Source organism: Burkholderia sp. Z1 (genome assembly GCF_014893795.1).
Taxonomy (GTDB): Bacteria; Pseudomonadota; Gammaproteobacteria; order Burkholderiales; family Burkholderiaceae; genus Burkholderia; species Burkholderia theae.
In genome coordinates this window covers 2034462-2055879 of sequence record NZ_JACFYL010000002.1, presented here as the reverse complement: position 1 = coordinate 2055879, position 21418 = coordinate 2034462, and the positions used below count along the sequence as shown (strand labels likewise).

Annotated in this window: 22 protein-coding genes; 13 read left to right on the top strand and 9 right to left on the bottom strand. The window is 66.2% G+C overall.

Annotated elements, in window-relative coordinates:
• The first annotated feature begins 519 nt into the window (after positions 1-519).
• The 7 genes from glnH (at position 520) to H3H55_RS26145 (ending at position 6619) form a co-directional block, all read left to right on the top strand.
• A complete protein-coding gene (gene glnH / locus H3H55_RS26175; protein WP_048246369.1) occupies positions 520-1272 on the top strand; it encodes a glutamine ABC transporter substrate-binding protein GlnH in 753 nt (250 codons plus the stop codon).
• A gap of 65 nt (positions 1273-1337) precedes the next feature.
• Positions 1338-1994 carry a glutamine ABC transporter permease GlnP gene (gene glnP / locus H3H55_RS26170; RefSeq protein ID WP_193100816.1) on the top strand — a complete coding sequence of 219 codons (657 nt, stop codon included), beginning with the start codon at positions 1338-1340 and terminating at the stop codon, positions 1992-1994.
• The gene (glnQ, locus tag H3H55_RS26165; protein ID WP_048246371.1) at positions 1991-2719 is read left to right on the top strand and encodes a glutamine ABC transporter ATP-binding protein GlnQ; all 729 of its coding nucleotides are present in this window, start codon (positions 1991-1993) and stop codon (positions 2717-2719) included. Before glnP ends, glnQ begins: the two co-directional genes overlap by 4 nt.
• A gap of 20 nt (positions 2720-2739) precedes the next feature.
• On the top strand, positions 2740-3789 hold the full coding sequence (locus tag H3H55_RS26160) for a C45 family autoproteolytic acyltransferase/hydolase (RefSeq protein ID WP_193100815.1): 1050 nt from the start codon (positions 2740-2742) through the stop codon (positions 3787-3789).
• A 15-nt stretch (positions 3790-3804) separates the two neighbouring features.
• Complete coding sequence (locus tag H3H55_RS26155; RefSeq protein WP_193100814.1) at positions 3805-5139, top strand: aspartate aminotransferase family protein; 1335 nt, start codon at positions 3805-3807, stop codon at positions 5137-5139.
• Between the two features lie 36 nt (positions 5140-5175).
• On the top strand, positions 5176-5730 hold the full coding sequence (locus H3H55_RS26150; RefSeq protein ID WP_193100813.1) for a carboxymuconolactone decarboxylase family protein: 555 nt from the start codon (positions 5176-5178) through the stop codon (positions 5728-5730).
• A 151-nt stretch (positions 5731-5881) separates the two neighbouring features.
• Entirely contained in the window at positions 5882-6619 is a 738-nt protein-coding gene (locus tag H3H55_RS26145) for an extensin (RefSeq protein WP_193100812.1), read from the top strand.
• Between the two features lie 119 nt (positions 6620-6738).
• Here H3H55_RS26145 and H3H55_RS26140 read toward each other — a convergent pair whose 3' ends face one another.
• The gene (locus H3H55_RS26140; RefSeq protein WP_413463974.1) at positions 6739-7974 is read right to left on the bottom strand and encodes a lipase family protein; all 1236 of its coding nucleotides are present in this window, start codon (positions 7972-7974) and stop codon (positions 6739-6741) included.
• Between H3H55_RS26140 and H3H55_RS26135 the strand changes: the two genes are divergently transcribed.
• Positions 7940-8113, top strand: a complete 174-nt coding sequence (locus tag H3H55_RS26135) for a hypothetical protein (RefSeq protein ID WP_193102281.1) — start codon at positions 7940-7942, stop codon at positions 8111-8113. The genes H3H55_RS26140 and H3H55_RS26135 overlap by 35 nt on opposite strands.
• Here H3H55_RS26135 and H3H55_RS26130 read toward each other — a convergent pair.
• Together H3H55_RS26130 and H3H55_RS26125 are read right to left on the bottom strand one after the other, a co-directional pair.
• The gene (locus H3H55_RS26130) at positions 8095-9285 is read right to left on the bottom strand and encodes a M20 aminoacylase family protein (protein ID WP_193100810.1); all 1191 of its coding nucleotides are present in this window, start codon (positions 9283-9285) and stop codon (positions 8095-8097) included. The genes H3H55_RS26135 and H3H55_RS26130 overlap by 19 nt on opposite strands.
• Positions 9286-9311: 26 nt before the next feature.
• Positions 9312-10895, bottom strand: coding sequence for a YfcC family protein (locus H3H55_RS26125; RefSeq protein WP_226800372.1), 1584 nt, complete (start codon positions 10893-10895; stop codon positions 9312-9314).
• On the opposite strand from H3H55_RS26125, the gene H3H55_RS26120 reads away from it, so the two are divergent.
• Positions 10895-11833 (top strand): LysR family transcriptional regulator, encoded by a 939-nt coding sequence (locus H3H55_RS26120; RefSeq protein WP_226800371.1) that lies wholly within the window; start codon positions 10895-10897, stop codon positions 11831-11833. The two genes, H3H55_RS26125 and H3H55_RS26120, sit on opposite strands and share 1 nt — an antisense overlap.
• Positions 11834-11944: 111 nt before the next feature.
• Here H3H55_RS26120 and ahpF read toward each other — a convergent pair whose 3' ends face one another.
• From ahpF to H3H55_RS26100, 4 genes are all read right to left on the bottom strand, one after another.
• Positions 11945-13543 (bottom strand): alkyl hydroperoxide reductase subunit F, encoded by a 1599-nt coding sequence (ahpF, locus tag H3H55_RS26115; protein WP_193100809.1) that lies wholly within the window; start codon positions 13541-13543, stop codon positions 11945-11947.
• Between the two features lie 128 nt (positions 13544-13671).
• Complete coding sequence (ahpC, locus tag H3H55_RS26110; RefSeq protein ID WP_006488685.1) at positions 13672-14235, bottom strand: alkyl hydroperoxide reductase subunit C; 564 nt, start codon at positions 14233-14235, stop codon at positions 13672-13674.
• Positions 14236-14516: 281 nt separating this feature from the next.
• Positions 14517-14726 carry a CopG family transcriptional regulator gene (locus H3H55_RS26105; RefSeq protein ID WP_193100808.1) on the bottom strand — a complete coding sequence of 70 codons (210 nt, stop codon included), beginning with the start codon at positions 14724-14726 and terminating at the stop codon, positions 14517-14519.
• A gap of 128 nt (positions 14727-14854) precedes the next feature.
• The gene (locus H3H55_RS26100; RefSeq protein ID WP_021160899.1) at positions 14855-15751 is read right to left on the bottom strand and encodes a LysR substrate-binding domain-containing protein; all 897 of its coding nucleotides are present in this window, start codon (positions 15749-15751) and stop codon (positions 14855-14857) included.
• Between the two features lie 177 nt (positions 15752-15928).
• On the opposite strand from H3H55_RS26100, the gene H3H55_RS26095 reads away from it, so the two are divergent.
• From H3H55_RS26095 to H3H55_RS26085, 3 genes are read left to right on the top strand one after another with little or no spacing between them, the layout of a single operon-like run.
• Positions 15929-17095: a branched-chain amino acid ABC transporter substrate-binding protein gene (locus tag H3H55_RS26095; RefSeq protein ID WP_193100807.1), complete on the top strand. Its 1167-nt coding sequence runs from the start codon at positions 15929-15931 to the stop codon at positions 17093-17095.
• Between the two features lie 22 nt (positions 17096-17117).
• Positions 17118-17642 (top strand): L-2-amino-thiazoline-4-carboxylic acid hydrolase, encoded by a 525-nt coding sequence (locus tag H3H55_RS26090; protein ID WP_193100806.1) that lies wholly within the window; start codon positions 17118-17120, stop codon positions 17640-17642.
• The gene (locus H3H55_RS26085; protein WP_193100805.1) at positions 17635-18885 is read left to right on the top strand and encodes a Zn-dependent hydrolase; all 1251 of its coding nucleotides are present in this window, start codon (positions 17635-17637) and stop codon (positions 18883-18885) included. The genes H3H55_RS26090 and H3H55_RS26085 overlap by 8 nt, the downstream gene beginning before the upstream one ends.
• Positions 18886-18966: 81 nt before the next feature.
• Here the strand turns inward: H3H55_RS26085 and H3H55_RS26080 are convergent, their stop codons facing one another.
• Positions 18967-19449 (bottom strand): GNAT family N-acetyltransferase, encoded by a 483-nt coding sequence (locus H3H55_RS26080; RefSeq protein WP_193100804.1) that lies wholly within the window; start codon positions 19447-19449, stop codon positions 18967-18969.
• 29 nt (positions 19450-19478) lie between these two features.
• Positions 19479-20315, bottom strand: a complete 837-nt coding sequence (locus tag H3H55_RS26075) for a c-type cytochrome (protein WP_193100803.1) — start codon at positions 20313-20315, stop codon at positions 19479-19481.
• A gap of 54 nt (positions 20316-20369) precedes the next feature.
• Between H3H55_RS26075 and H3H55_RS26070 the strand changes: the two genes are divergently transcribed.
• The gene (locus H3H55_RS26070; RefSeq protein WP_226800370.1) at positions 20370-21407 is read left to right on the top strand and encodes a DUF3626 domain-containing protein; all 1038 of its coding nucleotides are present in this window, start codon (positions 20370-20372) and stop codon (positions 21405-21407) included.
• Positions 21408-21418 lie beyond the last annotated feature (11 nt).

Below are 21418 nucleotides of genomic sequence, written 5' to 3'. Positions count from 1 at the left end.
CGGACGCCGGATCAGCGCGTCGCCGGCCGGCGTTGTTACGGGAATCCCGTCCCGTTCGTTGAGCCGCGCCGGCGCTTGCCGGTTTCGCGCGCACGGCTGCCCTGGCCACCCCGGCCACGTCGCGGCGGATCGCCGACGTTCCACATGAACGAGCGGGCCGTTCAACGCGAATGCGTTCGCGGTTGAACGGTCGCCATCCCGTCGCGCTTGTCGCGCGGGATGGCCAACCTGCCGGCTCGCACCCGGAATCACCATCCTCTCCTCAAGCACCGCCATCCGCCTGCGCGGCGCTTCACACCGCCCATCTCCCCCTTTCCTCCGATCTATCCGGCCCGAGCGGCTCGGGTTTGTCTCGATGCATTTTCCCGTTGCGCACTTTTTTGTTGTCGTAGTATCGCCATTGACAACACTTGTTGCACTAATGTTTAATTCGACATCGCATGTTGCGGTGCGGCTTGATGTCGTCGTTACCGCCGGCCGGCTGGCCGGTCACATCGCTCAATCATGCGGAGAGAAACCATGAGTCGCCGTTCCTTCCTGAAAGCCGTCGCGGTTGCTGCCGCGCTCGGCGCAAGCATCGCGCACGCGGACACCAAGACGCTCGTCGTCGGGACGGATACGTCGTTCATGCCGTTCGAGTTCAAGCAAGGCGACAAGTACGTCGGCTTCGATCTCGACCTGTGGGCCGAGATCGCGAAGGACCAGGGCTGGAAATACACGATCCAGCCGATGGATTTTGCGGGCCTGATCCCGGCGCTGCAGACGCAGAACATCGACGTCGCGCTGTCGGGGATGACGATCAAGGAGGAGCGGAAGAAGGCGATCGACTTCTCCGCGCCGTACTACGACAGCGGCCTCGCGGCGATGGTGCAAGTCGGCAACACGTCGATCAAGTCGATCGACGACCTGAACGGCAAGGTGATCGCCGCGAAGACGGGCACGGCGACGATCGACTGGATCAAGGCGCACCTGAAGCCGAAGGAGATCCGCCAGTTCCCGAACATCGACCAGGCTTACCTCGCGCTGGAAGCCGGCCGGGTCGACGCGGCGATGCACGACACGCCGAACGTGCTGTTCTTCGTGAACAACGAAGGCAAGGGCAAGGTGCAGGTCGCGGGCCAGCCGGTCAGCGGCGACAAGTACGGGATGGGTTTTCCGAAGGGCAGCCCGCTCGTGCCGAAGGTCAACGCGTCGCTCGTGAAGATCAAGGCCGACGGCCGTTACGCGCAGATCTACAAGAAGTGGTTCGGTGCCGAACCGCCGAAGATGTGAGCGTGACGCGGCAACAGCGCGCGGCCGTGTGGCCGCGCCGGTCTTGAATCGAACGGGAGCGACAAGTGAATTTCGATTGGTCGGCGATCTGGGCGGCGTTGCCGGACCTGATGGACGGGGTCCGGTTGACGGTGTTCATCGCATTTTTCGGGCTGGCGGGCGGTTTCATCGTCGGGATGGTCGCGGGGATGTTCCGCGCATACGGACCGAAGGCGATGAACGTGCTCGTCCAGGTCTACATTGAATTGATCCGCGGCACGCCGATCGTCGTGCAGGTGATGTTCCTGTATTTCGCGCTGCCGTTGCTCGCGCACATCCGCATCGACGGCCTGACGGCCGCGATCATCGCGATCACGGTGAATTCCGGCGCGTATCTCGCGGAAGTCGTGCGTGGCGCGCTGCTGTCGATCCCGAAGGGGTTGACGGAAGCGGGGCTCGCGATGGGCTTGTCGATGCCGCGCGTGCTGCTGAAGGTGGTCGGGCCGCTGGCGTTCCGGCGGCTGATTCCGCCGCTCGGCAATCAGTGCATCGTGAGCCTGAAGGACACGTCGCTGTTCATCGTGATCGGCGTCGGCGAACTGACGCGCAAGGGGCAGGAAATCATCGCGGGCAATTTCCAGGCAGTCGAGATCTGGAGCGCGGTGGCTGTGATCTATTTGGTTCTTACCGGTGCAATGACGCTGACGCTTCGGCTCGTCGAAAAGAGGATGCGCATCCTATGAGCATGATCGAATTCCAGAACGTGTCGAAGAGCTTCGGCCACGTGCCGGTGCTGAAGCATATCGACCTGAAGATCGACGCGGGCGAGGTCGTCGTCGTGATCGGCCCGTCGGGGTCGGGTAAATCGACGATGTTGCGCTGTATCAACGCGCTCGAGAAAATCACCGGCGGCGAGCTGCTCGTCGACGGCCAGAGCGTGCGTGGCAACGCGACGACGATCCGCAACATCCGGCTCGAAGCCGGCATGGTGTTCCAGCAATTCAACCTGTTTCCGCAAATGACCGCGCTCGAGAACGTGATGTTCGGGCCGACCCAGGTGCGCGGCGCGTCGCGTGCCGACGCACGCGACCAGGCGATGGCGCTGCTCGACAAGGTCGGCCTCGAATCGCGGGCGAATCATTACCCGTCCGAGCTGTCGGGCGGCCAGCAGCAGCGCGTCGCGATCGCGCGTGCGCTCGCGATCCGGCCGCGGCTGATGCTGTTCGACGAGCCGACGTCGGCGCTCGATCCGGAATTGCGCCACGAAGTGCTGAAAGTGATGCAGGATCTTGCTACCGAAGGGATGACGATGATCGTCGTCACGCACGAGATCGGCTTCGCGAAGCGGGTCGGCACGCGCCTGCTGTTCATGGATCAGGGCGGTATCGCCGAGGACGGTCATCCGGTCGACTTGATCGACCGGCCGCCGACACCGCGCCTGAAGGAGTTCCTGAAACATGTGTCCTGAAAGAAACCGAATCATCTGACATGCCGCTTTCCCTTTCTCCCGTCATCGCCGGTGCGCCGTTCGACATCGGCGTGCGCCTCGGCGAGCTCGCCCGTCCCGTGTTCGATGCGTACATGCAGCAGAGCGGTGCGTGGCAGGCCGTGCGCCGCTGGCGCGGCCATCCGTTCGTCGATGCGCTGCGGCAGGCCGCGCTGGCCGCGTACCCCGATCTCGTCGCGGAACTCGACGGAATCGCGGCGGGCATCGGCTGGCCGGCCGAGGACATCTTTCTGTGGAACTGCCGTGGCGAGCTGATCCACAACGCGCCGGACGGCTGCACGACGCTGGCCGCGCGCGATGCGGACGGCACGCGCTGGATCGCGCACAACGAGGACGGCGATCCGTTCCTGCGCGAGCGCTGCCTGCTCGTCGACGTGCAGCCTGCGGGCAAACCGGGCTTCATCAGTTTCTATTACCCCGGCTCGCTGCCGGGGCATACCTTTGCCGCGAACCGCGCGGGCATCGCGCAGGCGATCAACAACCTGCGGATCCGGACGCCCGCGCCGGGCGTGCCGCGGATGATTCTCGCGCGCGCCGTGCTCGATGCGACGTCGCTCGACGCGGCAGCCGACGTGCTGCGCACACATGCCCGCGCGAGCGGCTTCCACCATACGCTCGGCGCGACCGGCGATGCGCGGCTGCTCAGTATCGAAGCGAGCGTCGCGCGCTGCTCGGTCGTCGACGTGGCGCGGCTTGCCGGCCATGCGAACCATCTCGTGCACCCCGGTTGCGACGCGGAAGCGCAGATCGTCACGCAATCGTCGGCCGACCGGCAGCGGCGCGTCGACGCGCTGACACCGGGCATCGACGCGGTCGACGAAGCCGCGCTGCTGCGCGTGCTCGGCGATCGCGCGCCGGAAGGGCTGCCGATCTATCGCGACGACCCGGCCGACCCCGACGACGAGAACACGCTGGCGACCGCGGTGTTCGCGATCGGTGCGGCGGCGATCGATTTCAGCATTCATCAACACGGCACGCAGCGCTTTGCGACGCGCATCGTGCCGTCCGGACGCGCACACGGCGCGTCCTGATCCATGAGGCAACGCATGACGACCGTTTTTCATCGCGCCCCGCGCGCCACCTTGCCCGTCGCCGTCGCAGGCGACGGCATCGAGATCATCGACTCGACCGGCAAACGTTATATCGACGCATGCGGCGGCGCGGCCGTCTCGTGTCTCGGCCACAGCAACCAGCGCGTGATCGATGCGATCAAGCGCCAGGCGCAGCAACTGGCGTACGCGCATACGTCGTTCTTCACGACCGACGTGGCCGAGGAACTGGCCGACCGGCTCGTCGATGCCGCGCCGGCCGGCCTCGAACACGTGTATTTCGTGTCGGGCGGCTCCGAGGCGGTCGAGGCCGCGCTGAAGCTCGCGCGCCAGTATTTCGTCGAGAAGGGCGAGCCGCAGCGTAGCCATTTCATCGCGCGGCGCCAGAGCTATCACGGCAACACGCTCGGCGCGCTCGCGATCGGCGGCAACGCGTGGCGGCGCGAGCCGTTCCTGCCGCTGCTGATCGAAGCGCATCACGTGAGCCCGTGTTATGCGTACCGCGACCAGTTGGCGGGGGAAACCGACGAAGCGTATGCGCAGCGTCTGGCGGACGAGCTCGAGCAGAAGATCGTCGAGCTCGGCGCGGACAACGTCGCGGCGTTCGTCGCGGAAACGGTGGTGGGCGCAACGGTCGGCGCGGTGCCGCCGGTGCGCACGTACCTGAAGAAGATTCGCGCGGTGTGCGACAAGTACGGCGTGCTGCTGATCCTCGACGAGATCATGTCGGGGATGGGGCGCACGGGCTACCTGTATGCGTGCGATGAAGACGGCGTCGCGCCCGACCTGCTGACGATCGCGAAAGGGCTCGGCGCGGGTTACCAGCCGATCGGCGCGACGCTCGTCAGCGACCGCATCTACCGGACGATCGTCGACGGCTCCGGCTTCTTCCAGCACGGTCACACCTACCTCGGCCACGCGACCGCGTGCGCGGCCGCGCTCGAAGTGCAGCGCGTGATCGCGGAAGAGAAGCTGCTCGACAACGTGAAGGCGCGCGGCGAACAGCTGCGTGCATCGCTGCGCGAGCATTACGGCGCGCATCCGCATATCGGCGACGTGCGCGGCCGCGGGCTGTTCGTCGGCGTCGAACTCGTGCGCGATCGCGACACCAAGGCGACGTTCGACCCCGCATTGAAACTGCACGCGGCGGTCAAGCGCGAAGCGATGCAGCGCGGGTTGATGGTGTATCCGATGGGCGGGACGATCGACGGCGTGAACGGCGATCACATCCTGATCGCGCCGCCGTTCATCTGCACCTCGCAGCAGATCGATACGATCGTCGAGCGGCTGTCCGGCGCGATCGGTGCGGCGCTTGCGTCGGCCGGCGTGTGACGGCGTCGATACACTGAACTTCACCGGATCATCGCCATGACGAACAGACTGCCACTTTTCGATCCCGCGTCGGCCACCGACGCACAGAAGGCCGTGCTGGCCGACATTCTCAGCGGCCCGCGCGGCAACCTGAACGGGCCGTTTCTCGGCTGGATCGCAAGCCCCGAGCTGGCGCAGCACGCGCAGAAGCTCGGTGCGTTCTGCCGTTATCGCACGGGTCTGCCGCTGCGGCTGTCGGAACTCGCGATTCTCGTGACGGCCGCGCGCTGGCGCTCGCAGGCCGAGTGGCACATCCACCATCCGATCGCGCTCGATGCGGGCGTGCCGGCCGCGACGGCCGATGCGATCCGGCGCGGCGTCGAACCTGCATTCGAATCGGACGACGATGCGCTGATCCATGCGTTCGCGAGCGAGTTGTACGACACGCGGCGCGTGAGCGACGCGACGTTCGTGCGCGCGGAAGCGCGCTTCGGCCACGAAACCGTCGTGAATCTCGTTGCGCTGCTCGGCTACTACGCGCTCGTCGCGATGACGCTGAACACGTTCGGCATGCACGCGGACGGGCAGACCGATCTGCCGTTTCCGGAGTAAGCGCCGTGCATTGATCGTGCCGGAACGGCGAGCGCGATACGTCTGACGATCGCGCCGCCGGCATCAATGCAACCAAATGTATTCATGCGGGATCAACGGCCGATGGCCGCGTATGATGGCTTGTTCACGTCGACATGATCGGTGAACAAGCATGACGAGTACCCGCAAGACCTTGATGATTGCCGGTGGGCTCCTGGTAGCCGCGGCCGGCTCTGCCTACGTGATGCTGCTGCGCGCGGACCACCGTGCGATCGAAGATTCAGGCATCGGCGATTCCGCCGCGCCGGTTGCCACGGCGCCCGCGAACAACGATCACGCGGTGCAGGGCGCCATCGCGCCGCCGGCACCGGCTGCCGCCGATACGGCGCCGAAACAGGCGGCTGTCCCGCCGCCTTCACCCGCACCGGCGCCTGCGCCGGCTGCACCCGTAACCGCGCGCGTGAGCGCCGCACCTGCATCTGTCCCCGCCGTTCCGGTCGTCAGCGAGAAAGCACCGCCGCCGAAGGTCAACGTCGTGACGGTCGATGCACAGGATTCGACCCCGCCAGCCGCACAATCTGCGCAACCCGCACAGTCGGCCGCGCCGTCGCAGGTCACGCAACGCGCACCGCGCAAGCGCGATGGCCTCGAACGCCACGCGGCCGCAGCGCCTGCGGCAACGAAATCCGAAACGCCGGAGACGGCCGCGCTCGTCAGGCAATCGGCGAAGCTCGATCCGTCGTTGCCGCCGCCGCCGATGTCGTCGATGTCGGCAAGCAGCGGGGCGACTCGGCAGGGCGATTCGTCGTCGGGCGCGAATCCGGTTGCTGCGGCGATGACCGAGCAACTGGTCCGGGAATCGAGCAACGTCAGGACGACGAACGGCAGCCCGCCTGCGACGTCGAAGTGATGTCGGCGGCGGGCGTCTGTCATATGACGGACGCGCGTCGCGATCGTGTCGTCGAGGGTGGACCGGGCGTGCGACGAGCCGTTCGCGAAACGTGTCGGCGCATGCGCTTCAGCGCCTGTTCAAAGTTTCGACGATAACGACGCGCAATTTCCATCGAGGCGTTCGCCCGCAAACGCGCGTGCGACGAATCGAGTGGAATCGGGCAGCGAGCCGTTGACGGTTCCGGAGTGGTCGAGTGCCGGATAAAAATGCCACTCGATCCGGTCACCGGCCCGGCAGGCGTCAGTGGCGAGTGCGATCTGGTCCGGCACGAACACGTCGCGATCCTTGCCGCCCGTGCCGATGAAGATCGGGATATCCGACGTCAGCGCCGGATAGGCGGCTTCCCGCTGGATCGCCTCGAATGCCGGTTTGGGCGAGCGCTTGAAGCTGCTGTCGTACGTGAGCCCGTCCGCGACGATCCTGTCTTCGAGCGCATGCAGGCAGGCGTGCCGGCTCAGTTCGAACGCCGGCATCGCCTTGTCGTTCAGGTAATCGGCAGGAACGAACGCGGGATCGAGCAGCGCCGCGGTACTGATGCGCAGCATGTCGTACGCGAAGGTCGGGACGACCGACTGGTGCGCATGTGCGCGCTCGGCATCGGCCGCGTGGACGTGAACGGCCGCATAGGGCGTGCCGGTTGCCACTACACCGGCGATCGCCAGTTCGGGCGCATACGACTTCGCGAAGACGGCCGTTGCAAACGCGGCGCGTGCGCCTTGCGATTGCCCGAACACGACGACGCGGGACGTCAGGTCGAAGTCGCCGTGCTGCACCGCGCGGATGCTGTCGAGCACGCTGTACGCGAGCGGGCGCGTCAGTCCGTAGGGATGCACGCCGGGCGCACCGAGGCCCTGATAGTCGGTTGCGACGATCGCGTAGCCGCGGGCGAGCCAGTCATTCAGATAGCGCGTGTCGCGTTCGCTGCGGCGCGCCAGCGACGGCGCACACACGCCGGCACTGCCGACGGTGCCGTGTGCCCACGCCATCGTCGGCCAGCCGCCTGGCGGCGGCGTTCCTTTCGGCAGAAACAGGGCGCCGGACACGACGATCGGCGTGCGGCCGTCGACGCCGTCGGTCGATGTGTAGAGGATCCGGATGTTCTTGCCGGCTTCGGCGAGGCTCTGCTCGGGTGTCAGCGGCTCGGCGCGCAGCAATTGTCCGGGCGTTGCCGGAACGGTGTCGGTCCACGCATAGAAGGCTGGAACGCCGGCGTCCCGCCCGACAGGGAGCGGTTCGGCGGCAAGTGCCCACGTGCCGACAGCGGCGCCGAGGGCCAGCATGACGAACGATCTGATTGGCGTGCCGAGCATCATCGGTGTTCTCTGGTTGACGGACAGGTTCGACGAAGCCTACGCCCGATCGGGTTGGCCGTGCAACGGCGTGTTGACGACGGGCCGCCGTGCGAGCGATGCAGCACGGCGGCCATCGATCGCTCAGGCGACGGGCAGATAACGTTCCACCAGCCTGGCCCAGAACGCGGAACCGACGACCAGGTTCTCGTCGTTGAAGTCGTAGGTCGCGCTATGCAGCGTGTTCCCGCCGTCGGTCGGGCCATTGCCGATCCTCAGGAATGTACCGGGGCAGGCCTGCAGCATGTACGCAAAGTCCTCGCTGCCCATCAACGGCGCCATCTGTTCCGTCACGCGCGCCTCGCCAACTAGCTCCTTCGCAACTTCGATCGCAAGCTCGGTTTCGGCATCGGCGTTCGTCACGACCGGGTAGCCTTCCACATAATCGACGACGGCCCGGAGGCCGTAACTGTCGGCCTGCGCGTGCACGAGCGCGGTGATTCTTTCCTTCAGCATCCGGCGGACATCCGCATCGAACGACCGGACGCTGATGCTCAGCTCGACTTCGCCCGGAATCACGTTCGGGGCCGATCCGCCGGCGATCTTGCCGATCGTCACGACCGCGGACTGCGTCGGATCGACGTTGCGCGACACGATGGTCTGCAAGGCCATCACGATGCTGCCGGCCGCGACGATCGGGTCGTTGGCCAGGTGCGGGCGGGCGGCGTGCCCGCCCTTGCCGATGATCTTCACGAAGACCCGGTCGCCCGCGGCCATGAAATGCCCCTTGCGGAACATGAACGTGCCGGCCGGCGCGCCCGGATGGTTGTGCATGGCGAACACCGCGTCGCACGGAAAGCGCGTGAAGAGCCCTTGCTCGACCATGCGCTTGGCCCCGCTGTCGAAGCCGCGTTCCTCGGCCGGCTGGAAGATCAGATGCACGGTGCCGTCGAATCGCCCGCGTTGTGCGAGGTGCCGGGCCGCGCCGAGCAACATCGCGGTATGGCCGTCATGGCCGCACGCATGCATCCGTCCCGGGTGCAGGCTCTTGTGACCGAACGTATTGCGTTCGTCGATCGGCAGCGCATCCATGTCGGCGCGGATCCCGATACGACGTTCGCTCGAACCCGATCGCAGCGTACCGATCACGCCGGTGCCGGCAATGCCCGTCGCGACCGTGTAGCCATATTCCTGCAGGCGGCTTGCGACGATTTCCGCGGTCTGCACTTCCTCGAATGCCAGTTCGGGGCAGCAATGCAGCGCATAGCGGAGCTTGCGCATGTCGTCGGCAAGCGGCTGCAGATCGGAGAGGGAACTGAGGTCGGGTAATAGCATGTGCGGTCCAGGAAAAATGCGGCTGACTAGAAGGGGCCCCAATGCATCGCGACGCCGGTCGCAATGGCGGCGATGCAGATGGCGAACCACGCAATCAGTAGCGGCGTGACGAAACGCACCCACTTGAAGTAGGGGATGCCGGACGTTGCGAGGACAGCCATCAGGACACCGGAAGTCGGGTTGAAGCAGTTGATGAAACCTTCGCCGAGCAGCACGGCCTGCACCGTGACCTGTCGGGTCAGGTGCAGCGTGTCGCCAAGCGGCGCGAAGATCGGCACGAGCACCGCCGATTCGCCGGACCCGGACGAGATGCCGACATGGATCAACGCGGCGCTCAGGAACATGCAGATCGCGGCCAGTGTGGCATCCAGCGGTGCGAGCATGCCGGCGAGCGTGTTGACGATCGGGTCCATGATTCTGCCGTCGCCGAGCACGATCGAGATGGCCCGCGCCATGCCGACCACGAGCGCGCCCTTGACGAGCCCGCCGCAGCCGTGGAGGAACGTGTCCGCGATCGCACCCGGGCGCATGCCGCTCACGATCCCGGCGGCGATCGCCATGACGAGAAACATCGCGATCATTTCGATCTCGGCCCAATTGCGCGTCGACGAACCGTAGACGAAAACCGCCAGACAGACGAGCACGATGCCGACGACGGCGAGTTGCCGCGCGTCGAACCGTTGCGCGGAAGACTGCGACCGGGTGCCGGCCGCACGGGTCGTCGAGTCGGGAACCGTTGCGTCATTGATTCGACCGGCACGGATTCGTGCGACGAGGAAAATAACGGTGGCCGCCAGAAACGCGACATAGATGCACACCCGGAACGTCATGCCGGAAAACATCGGCAGGCCGGCCAGGCGTTGCGACAGTCCGGTCGTTACAGGATTGAGGATGCCCGTGTTGAAGCCGGCATACGTGCCCAGATAGATCATGCCGGCGCCGATTTCTTTCGGCAGTTGCATCGACTCTGCGAGCAGCAGTCCGAGCGGGACGAACGCGACGACCGAATTCGTCACCACGCCGAGTGTGCCGAGCAGCGAAAAAATGCAGCAGATGACGACGGCGGCGACGTGCGATCGCGTGCGCTCGCCTGGTGCGACCAGCGCAAGTGCGCTGCGCACGGCGCCCGTCGATTCGAGTACGGCCAGTGCGCCGCCGGTAAACAGGATGAGAAAGATGATGGGCGCGGACGTGGTCATTCCCTTGGCCAGCGCGACGAACATTTCGCCCGGCATCACGCCGTGGCGGGCAACCGGTGTCAGGCTGTTCGGAATGACGAAGCTGACGCCGTTGCTGACCGTTCGCGCAAACTCGCCGGACGGCACGACCCAGGTTGCGATGGCGGCCACCACCAGCATGACGAACAGCAGCACATAGGGGCTGATCGGCTCCTTGCCGCCGCGCGCGCGGGCGGGCTGGCGCGGTTGCCTCGTGCCGTCGACTGACTGGCTGACGTCGTTCATGTTGCTCCTCCGTTGATGTCCTCGAGTGGTCGGCCACCCTGTTTTCGGTCCGGCGCGGGCTGTCTGTTTGTCCGGGCCGGCTCCGGGGCGGAGTATCGGCGAAATCCCGTCTGGAAAGTTGCCTCCGTCGCTGCGAGAATGTTGCATTGAAGGCAACACTGGAGCACCCATTGGATACGGTCGAACGGAGTCTTTCGGAGCGCACGCTGCAATACCTGGTCGCGATCGCAACGTATGGCGGAATGCGCCAGGCGGCGGTCGGTCTGGATGTGAACGTGTCGACGATCAGCCGGCAGGTTGCCGTTGCCGAGCGCGAGCTCAGGTTGTCGCTGGTCACCCGTCGCGGGCGAAAAATGGAGTTGACGGAAGCGGGGCAGATGGCGGTCGATTATTTTCGCGATTGCGAACGCAACGCCCGCCGGTTTCGTGCGCAGCTCGACGAATATCGCGGCCTCAAACGCGGGCAGGTCACGATCGCCGCCGGCGAAGGGGCGGTAGCGAGCCTGGTCTCGATGGTCCTCAAGCCTTTCCTGGAAAAATATCCGGGTATCACCGTGGAGTTGCGCACCGGCTCGCTTCCGCAGCTGTTGTCGATGACCCGGGAGGATCAGGTCGATATCTGCGTATCGATCGGTGCGACGACAGATCCGACCTTGAACGCGCGCTTGTTCCAGAGCGAGCCCATCTGCGCAATATTCTCGGTCGATCATCCGATGGCGTCGCGCAAATCCGTGAAGATGGAAGCGCTCGTCAACGAGCGCGTGGTCTTCATGCCCGCCGAGTTCGGGCTGCAGGCCCATGTCGATGCGATCCTCGCCGATATCGGGTGCATCGTCGTGCCTGCATTCCGATGCGACCGGTTTTCGACGGCAGTCGCGATTGCCGCGCAGAATCTCGCCGTCGCGTTCATGACGCGCGGGGCGGCGCAGGAGCGGATCGCGGCGGGGCAGGTCGTCGCGGTGCCGCTCGATCATCCGATCGCACACTCGTTCGATCGTTATGTGGTCACGCGTGCGGGGCGGCGGCTCGGTCCGGCCGCGAATTATCTGCGGCGGGAAATCGTCAGGTTGATGTCGACGGTGTAGCGACGAAGGGGGCTTTGACCTGCGCGCCACCACCACTCGACGCAGATGCAAAAAAAGGACCCCGCACGCCGACCAAAGCATGCGGGGCCAAGAGAGACAAACTGTTGTGCGTTAAGCGGCGACCGCTTCTTCGGCCTGCGGCTGAGCGGCTGCAACCGGCGCCACGTCCTGCCGGATCAGGTGGTCGAACGCGCCGAGCGATGCCTTCGCGCCTTCGCCGACCGCGATCACGATCTGCTTGAACGGCACCGTCGTTACGTCGCCGGCCGCGAACACGCCCGGCACCGACGTCGCGCCGCGTGCATCGACGACGATCTCGCCGTGCTTCGACAGTTCGATCGTGCCTTTCAACCATTCGGTGTTCGGCACGAGGCCGATCTGCACGAACACGCCTTCGAGATCGATGCGCTGCGCTTCGCCCGTACGCAGATCCTTGTAGACGAGCCCGTTCAGCTTGCTGCCGTCGCCGGTCAGCTCGGTCGTTTGCGCTTGCGTGACGATCGTCACGTTCGGCAGGCTGCGCAGCTTGCGCTGCAGCACTTCGTCCGCGCGCAGTTGCGCGCCGTATTCGATCAGCGTGACGGCCTTCACGATGCCGGCGAGGTCGATCGCGGCTTCGACGCCCGAGTTGCCGCCGCCGACCACCGCGACGCGCTTGCCCTTGAACAGCGGGCCGTCGCAGTGCGGGCAGTACGCGACACCGCGATTGCGGTATTCACGCTCGCCCGGCACGTTGATTTCGCGCCAGCGCGCGCCGGTCGCGAGGATGATCGTCTTTGCCTTCAGCACCGCGCCGTTCGCGAGGCGGATCTGGTGCACGTCGCCCGGAATCAGCGCGTCGGCGCGCTGCACGTCCATGATGTCGACGTCGTACTGCTTCACGTGCTGTTCGAGCGCGGTCGCGAACTTCGGCCCTTCGGTTTCCTGCACCGACACGAAGTTCTCGATCGCCATCGTGTCGAGCACCTGGCCGCCGAAACGCTCGGCGACGACGCCCGTCGCGATGCCCTTGCGTGCCGAGTAAATCGCCGCGGCCGCGCCTGCCGGGCCGCCGCCGACGATCAGCGTGTCGAACACCGGCTTGCTTTCGAGCGACTTCGCAGCGCGGGCGCTTGCACCCGTATCGAGCTTCGCGAGGATTTCCTTCACGCTGCTGCGGCCCTGGCCGAACGAGGTGCCGTTCAGGAACATCGTCGGCACGGCCATGATCTGGCGCGACTCGACTTCATTCTGGAACAGCGCGCCGTCGATCGCGACGTGACGGATGCGCGGGTTGATCAGCGACATCACGTTCAGCGCCTGCACGACTTCCGGGCAGTTCTGGCACGACAGCGAGAAATACGTTTCGAACGCGTAGTCGCCGTCGAGCGCGCGGATCTGTTCGACCACGTCGTCGTCGAGCTTGATCGGGTGGCCGCCCGTCTGCAGCAGCGCGAGCACGAGCGACGTGAATTCATGGCCCATCGGGATGCCGGCGAAGCGGATGCCGGCCGGCTTGCCGGGCTCGCCGATCGAGAACGACGGCTTGCGCTCGGCGTCGTCGCGGCGTTCGGTCACGGTCACGCGATCCGTCAGCGACGCAATCTCGTTCAGCAGCGCCAGCAGTTCCTGCGATTTCGCGCTGTCGTCGAGCGAGGCGACGAGTTCGATCGGGCGCGTGATCTTTTCGAGGTGCGCTTTCAGTTGATTCTTGAGATTGGCGTCGAGCATGGCGTTTCGGATTCCGTATTAATGATTCTGGTCGGGCACGTCGTGCCGGAGGAGGGCGCGGGCCGCGCGATGCGGCGGCCCGTATTCGTGTGTCTCGCGCGCCTCGTGCGAGGCGCGCGGAGCGATCGTCAGATCTTGCCGATCAGGTCGAGCGACGGGGTCAGCGTTTCCGCGCCCGGCGTCCACTTGGCCGGGCACACTTCACCCGGGTGCGCCGCGATGTATTGCGCAGCCTGCACCTTGCGCAGCAGTTCGCCCGCGTCACGGCCGATGCCGTTGTCGTGGATTTCGCACAGCTTGATCTCGCCTTCCGGGTTGATCACGAACGTGCCGCGCAGCGCCATCCCTTCTTCCTCGATCAGCACGTCGAAGTTGCGCGACAGCGTGAGCGTCGGGTCGCCGATCATCGGGTACTTGATCTTGCCGATCGTGTCCGACGTGTCGTGCCATGCCTTGTGCGTGAAGTGCGTGTCGGTCGACACGCCGTAGATTTCGACACCCAGCTTCTGGAATTCCGCGTAACGGTCGGCGAGGTCGCCCAGCTCGGTCGGGCAGACGAACGTGAAGTCGGCCGGGTAGAACACGACGACGGACCACTTGCCCTTGAAGTTCTCTTCCGACACGGGCACGAAATCGCCGTTGTGGTATGCGGTTGCCTTGAACGGCTTGATTTGGGTGTTGATGATCGGCATCTGGTGAGTTCCTTTGCTTCAGTGGTGAGTGGAGTGTTGCCAGTATCCGGGTTCACCCTGATCTTGTGAAATTGCTTGTTTCAATCCGGGGCATCGGGAATTTCTATCTGCTTCCGGCCCTTGATTGGGCGGGGGCGGGCGGCGATGCGGTTGACGCACTGTGCGCGGTCGGGCGGGCGCGGCTCGGGCGCTCGTGGGGGAAACGTAGGGGATTGTGTCCGTCGGGATGAATCGGCTCGTTTGCGCAGACCGCTGATCGGGCAGTCGGCGCCGGGGCTTCTTTACCACTCGGCGCGCAAGCTCTCTTGGCTGGCGACCGGACGGCCCTTCCATAGACCGAACGCGTCGTCGGCCGATGTCTTCGTGTGCTGCGCGATATACGCATCGATCGCGTCGCGAACGATCTCGGCTCGGGAGCGGTTTTTGATTGTGGCGATGGCGGTCAACGCGGCAAGCTGGTCATCCGACAGATCGACCGGAATACTGTTCATCTCGACCTCCGTCAGGTGAAACGCCCATCATGGCGATCCGGTCGCGCCAGTGCAAGGTCGCGGCAAGTCCGATACGCGTGTCGCGTTCCGGATCGGTCGACCGACGGCGCAGCAGCAGCCTGCGCCGCTCAAATCCCCGCCATCTTCCTCAACCACTCAGCCAGCCGCCGTGCCCCATCCGGCATGTCCGCGTCCTCGCGCGTGCACAGGTAGTAGTCGCGCCCGTCGTCCAGCGCATGATCGAACAGCTTCACGAGTTCGCCGTTCGCCAGTTCGCGTTCGACCAGCGGCGCACGCAGCAGCGCGGCACCGAGATCCGCGCGCGCGGCGCTCAGCGTGAGCTGGCCGTCCTCGAACATCGGTCCCACCGCATGCGACACGTGCCGCACGCCGGCGCCCTGCAGCCAGTTGACCCACGTGCTGCGATCCTCGTCGTGCACGAGCGGCGCGCGCGCGAGATCGGCCGGCGTGCGGAACGGCCCGTGGCGCTTCAGGAACGACGGGCTGCACATCGGCACCATCGCGCCCGGCAGCAGCCGCTCGCAGCGGTAGCCGGGCCAGTCGCCGGTGCCGAAGCGGATCGACAGATCCGACGCGTCGCTTCGGTAGTTGCGGTGATGCGCATACAGCACGGTCACGTCGACGTCCGTGTTGTCGGCCAGGAATGCGTGCAGCCGCGGAATGAACCAGCCGATGCCGAGCAGCGGAATCAGGCTGACCGTGATCTGCCGCAGCGACGAGCGGTCGCGCACGAAGCGCGTCGCGCTGCGCAGCACCGAGAACGCGGCGCTGATCGAGCGGTAGTAGTCGCGCCCTTCGTCGGTGAGCGCGAGCAGCCGGCCCTCGCGCACCGTCAGCGGCGTCTGGATGAACGCTTCGAGCAGTTGCAGCTGATGGCTGACCGCCGACGGCGTGATGTCGAGCTCGCCCGCCGCCGCGGTGACCGACCCGAGACGCGCGAATGCTTCGAACGCACGCACCGCGCGCAGCGGCGGATCGTGCGGTAATTGTTCGATATTTTTCATGTATCGAATTTTATCGAAAAGTCAGGATGAGCGGCAATCTGAAAATATCTTGTGTTTACATGTGCTTGGTTTAATCTGCAGGGAACGGCATAAGCATCCAACAATTGGGTATTTGGGGTTTGGGTGCTGAATATTTAATATTTTTCATGTTTTGATCCGAATCGCCGATCCCCACACATGAAAATCCCGTTCCTTCACGCAAGCCTCGTTTTCTCGGCGGCCGCCCTGGCCGCATCCGTTCCCGCGTTCGCGCAGTCCGCGCCGCAGACGATCGCGATCGGTCTCGCCGCGCCGCTCACCGGTCCGTCCGCGCGTATCGGCAAGGACTTGCAGAATGGTGCGCAACTCGCGATCGACGACGCGAACGCGAAGCATCCGACCATCGGCGGCAAGCCGGTCGTCTACAAGCTCGTCGCGGCCGACGATCAGTCCGATCCGCGCACGGCCGTCGCGGTCGCTCAGCAGCTCGTCGACCAGCACGTGATCGGTGTCGTCGGTCACTGGAACACGGGCTGCAGCGTGCCGGCGGCACGCGTCTATCGCGATGCGGGCATTCCGCAGATCGCGCCGGCGTCCACCGGCCACCAATACACGCAGCAGGGTTATGCGACGGCCTTCCGCATCATGGGTCACGACGATGCGGGCGGCAACTTCACCGGCGCGTATGCGGTGAAGACGCTGAAGGCGAAGCGCATCGCGGTGATCGACGATCGCACGTCGTTCGGCGCGGGGCTGGCCGACCAGTTCATCAAGGGCGTGCAGGCGAACGGCGGCGCGATCGTCGATCGCCAGTACGTGAACGACAAGACGACCGACTTCAGCGGCGTGCTGACCGCGATCAAGGGCAAGCGCGCCGATCTCGTGTTCTTCGGCGGCCTCGATGCGCAGGCCGCGCCGATCGCGCGCCGGATGCGCCAGCTCGGCGTGAACGCGCCGCTGCTCGGTGCGGGCGGCTTCGTGAGCCAGACCTTCCTGTCGCTCGCGGGCAAGGACGGCGACGGCGTGACGGCGCTCGAACCGGGCCTGCCGCTCGACCGGATGCCGGGCGGCAAGACGTTCGACACGCAGTACCAGGCACGCTATCGTGCACCGATCGAACTGCATGCGCCGTTCGCGTACGACGCGGCCGCCACGCTGATCGCGGCCGCGCAGAAGGCCGGTACGACGCAGCCGGCGAAGCTGGTCGCGGCGGTCCGCGCGATCGACCGGCCCGGCGTGACGGGGCGGATCGCGTTCGATGGCGAAGGCAACCTGAAGGATCCGGCGTTCACGATCTATCAGGTGCGCGGCGGCAAGTGGACCGTCGTCGACGTGCTCGGCGGCTCGCGCACCGTGGCCAAGTAAATCAACGACAAAGACGATCCCCATGACCGAACCGACCCAGACATCCGCCGCCGCACCCGAGGACACGCGCCTCGGGATCCTCGCGCGGCGCCGCATCGAAGCGGAAATCATCAAGCCGATCTACGAGATCATGAAGCGCGAGTTCGGCGCCGAGCGCGCGCAGGCCGTGATCGCGGAAGCCGTGCGCGGCGCGGCCGTCGATGCGGGCCGCACGTTCGCCGCGCAGGAGCCGGACGGCACGAGCGTGAAGTCGTTCATCGCGCTGCAGGTGCTGTGGGAGAAGGACGATGCGCTTGACGTCGAGGTGCGGCGCGTGGACGACGCGCACTACGACTACGACGTGCATCGCTGCAGCTACGCGGAGATGTATCACGCGATGGGGCTCGGCGAGATCGGGCACCTGCTGAGCTGCGCGCGCGACAGCCATTTCATCCAGGGCTATGCGCCGGACATCACACTCACGCGCACGAGCACGATCATGCAGGGCGGCAAGCGCTGCGATTTCCGTTACGCACGGCAATCCGCGCCGGAGCACGGCGATGCGTGACGGCAACGTGAGCGCGCCGCGCGTCGACGGCGACCGCCTGTGGGCATCGCTCGAGCGGATGGCGCAGATCGGCGCGACGCCGAAAGGCGGCGTCTGCCGTCTCGCGCTGACCGATCTCGATCGCGCGTCGCGCGACCTGTTCGTGCAGTGGGCGCAGGAGGCCGGCTGCACGGTGCGGGTGGACCGGATGGGCACCGTGTTCGCGCGCCGCGCGGGCCGCAACCCCGACGCCGCGCCGGTGATGACGGGCTCGCACGCCGATTCGCAGCCGACGGGCGGCCGCTATGACGGCATCTACGGCGTGCTCGGCGGGCTTGAAGTCGTGCGTGCACTGAACGACGCGGGCATCGAGACCGAGCGTCCGGTCGACGTCGTGATCTGGACCAACGAGGAAGGTTCGCGCTTCGCGCCGGCGATGATTTCGGCCGGCGTGTTCGCGGGTGTCTATACGCTCGAATACGGGCTGTCGCGCACGGACACCGCGGGCAAGACGATCGGCGAGGAACTGGAACGGATCGGCTACGCGGGCGCCGAGCCCGTCGGCGGTTATCCGGTGCACGCGGCGTACGAGCTGCATATCGAACAGGGCGCGATTCTCGAACGGGCCGGCAAGACGATCGGCGTCGTGACGGCCGGGCAGGGGCAGCGTTGGTACGAGGTGACGCTCACCGGTGTCGATGCGCATGCGGGCACGACGCCGATGGAGTTCCGTCGCGATGCGCTGGTCGGCGCCGCGCGGATGATCTCGTTCGTCGAAGTGCTCGGCCGTCGTTACGCGCCGTATGCGCGCGCAACGGTCGGCATGATCGAAGCGCGGCCGAATTCGCGCAACACGGTGCCGGGCGGCTGCTTCTTCACGGTCGAATTCCGTCACCCCGACGACGCGGTGCTCGACGAACTGGACGCGGCGCTGCGTGCGGAACTCGCCCGCGTGGCCGACGAAACCGGTCTTGGCACGCAGATCGAGCAGATCTTCACGTATCCGCCGATACCGTTCGCGCCGCGTTGCATCGACACGGTGCGTGACGCGGCCGAGGCGCTCGGGCTGACGCACATGGATATCGTGTCCGGCGCGGGACATGACGCGTGTTATGTCGCGCGCGTCGCGCCGACCGGGATGATTTTCGTGCCGTGCGTCGACGGGCTGAGCCACAACGAGGCCGAAGCGATTACGCCCGAATGGGCGGCGGCGGGCGCAGATGTGCTGTTGCGTGCGGTGCTGCGGAGCGCGCAGGAAGCCTGAGCGTGATGAGGGCGGCCCGGCACAAGGTGGTACGCCGGGCCGCGCCGATTCTCTTCCGATGACGCCGGCGCGCGGTCCGCTTCAGACAGGCGGCGCGTGCCGATCGATGTAGCGCCGCATCACATGGAACGCGGTATCGGTGCGCCCCGGCATCGTTACCGGTGCACCATCGGACACAAAACCCAGCTTTTCATAGAACCGGTATGCCGATTCGCGCGCCGTGCACCACACGAGCGCGGCCCCGCGTTCTTCCGCGTGCCGCACGCACACCTGCACCAGCACGGGCCCGAAGCCCATGCCGCGAACGGCAGGGTCGACGGCCATTCCGCGAAGTCGCCACGCCGGCCGCGCACGGTCGTCGTCGCGCGGCTCCTCGCAAAGCGACGCGACCGCCACGATGCCCGACTGATCGTCGCGCACGCCGACGTGCAGCGTCGTCGCGGCATGGTCGCCCGCCAGTTCGCACGCGTTCAGATCGCCGTTCAGCAGGATCGCTGCCCGGAGCGGGTGGGTCTGCACGGCCTCGATCGATGCGATGGTGAACAGCGTGTCGCCTGGCGTCATCAACGTTCCTTGTGTGATCCGACCGCGCGTTACTGAGCGGCCTTGCGCCGCGCCATATACGCGAGATACGCGACGATCTGGTCGAGTTCCCGGTCGCTCAACTGATCGGGCGGAAACGCCGGCATGCTCCGGCCCGGCCAGTCGCGCACCGACGCCGGGTTGCGGATATAGCGGCGCAGCGCGGCGGGCTGGAAGTAGTCGACCGGATTCATCGGCGTGTTCAGGTCGGGGCCGGCATGGCTGCTGCCCGCGCCGTCGAGGCGGTGGCACGCGAGGCATTGCGTGACGAACAGGTGCTGGCCCGCGCGGGCCGGATCGTTTTCGGGCAGCGCGGAATCGACGGCGAGCGACGGCCAGCGTGTGACCGGCGACGATTCGATCGTGACGCGCACGATCTGGTACGGCCACTGCTCGCCGCGCACCGACGACGCATCCGGCCCGAGCCAGACGAGATAGAACGGCCCGGCGCTGACGTGCTTGCCGGGCAGTTTTGGCCATGGATGGGCCGGGTCCTCGATCGCGAGCCATGCAACGGCGCCGGCCGGCGCGCGGTGGCGCACGAGATCCATCGGCAACTGCGCGGCGAAGCCGTCGGCCGCTCGGGTTTCGAGCACGCCGTCGGCCGGCAGCGGCGTGTCGCCGAGTAGTGCGGCGAATGGCACGGCGCGGAACGTCATCGGCCGGCCGTAGGCGATGTCGCGCGGCACGTGGATGTCCGTCGCATCGGGGCGCGCGAGCAGCGTCTGGCGGGTGAGGGCGCGGGCCGTGCCGTCGGTTTCGAGTTCGAGCGCGGACTGGGCCGACGCGCGTTGTCCGATCAGGCAAACCGTCAGCAGCACAAGCAAAAACCACTGGCGCTTCAGCATTCGTTCTCCGGAAAAGGGCGTTCCGGCGGCGGCAGGAGGCGGAAACCGCGGCCGATGGAAGGAGTCGGGCGACAGTCTATCCGGTACGCGCGGCGCTGGCGACTGCGGCGCGGGTTGTGCGATCGGCGCACACGCGATGTAAGATCGTGCTCCGACACGGCCAGCAACACCCGGCGCCGGACTGCGAGCGCCACGATACTGTCGGCGATGCGCGGCCCGGTGACGTTCGACGCGACCGGACAAACACACATGGACACTCCTGCAGAGCGGGCGATCGCCCATATCCGACGATCCTGGCCGCCGGCACGGCCGGGCCCGGCATTTCCCGTCACGCTCAATTTCCATCCGGACACACTGGCCGACGGCATCGGCACGCTCGAGCGGATCGTCCGCGACGGCCTCTACCGGTCGCAGTTCGAGACGGCGACGAGTAATGGCGGCCTGACCGCGTATCCGGGCGGCGATCGCTGGCTCTGGGAAAGCAGGATGTTCGGGCAGGCGTACGACGCCGCCGATCCTGCGCTGCGGCCGAAGTACGGCGCACTGAACCATCTTCTCGATCCTGTCGGCGGGTCACGCCGCTTCGGATCATGTCATTTGCGCCTGCGAAGCGATGCGCATCGGCGAACGACCTTTTGTTACCCCGACAGCCATTACCGGCCCGAGCATTTCGCGATTCACGACTGCACGGCGCTGATCGCGCTCGCGGCCGAAAACCGCGACGACCTCGATCCGCTGCTCGACAACTACATCGAAGCGCAGGTGCACGGCGTGGTCAGTCTGGTTGACGATGTCGACGCGATCGTGCTCGATCCGAGCTATCGCGATACGTCGGTCGAGGCGGCGGCTGCGCGGTCGGGCTGCCGGGTCGAGTGGCATGGCGGTTTCCGGCTGTCGCTGGACAGGCTTGCCGAGTGCGTGCAGTTTCGTGGGCAGGTGGCGGCCGATGCGATCGAGCGCATCGCCGTCGATCGCATCGTGACGCCGGCCGCGCTTGGCCGCGTGCGAGGCGGTGTACTCGACTATCAGACGGCCAAATGGGTGTGGCATTGCGTGGCGCGGTTCGGGCAGGGTAGCGCGATCGCGGACTGAACGCGTTCATT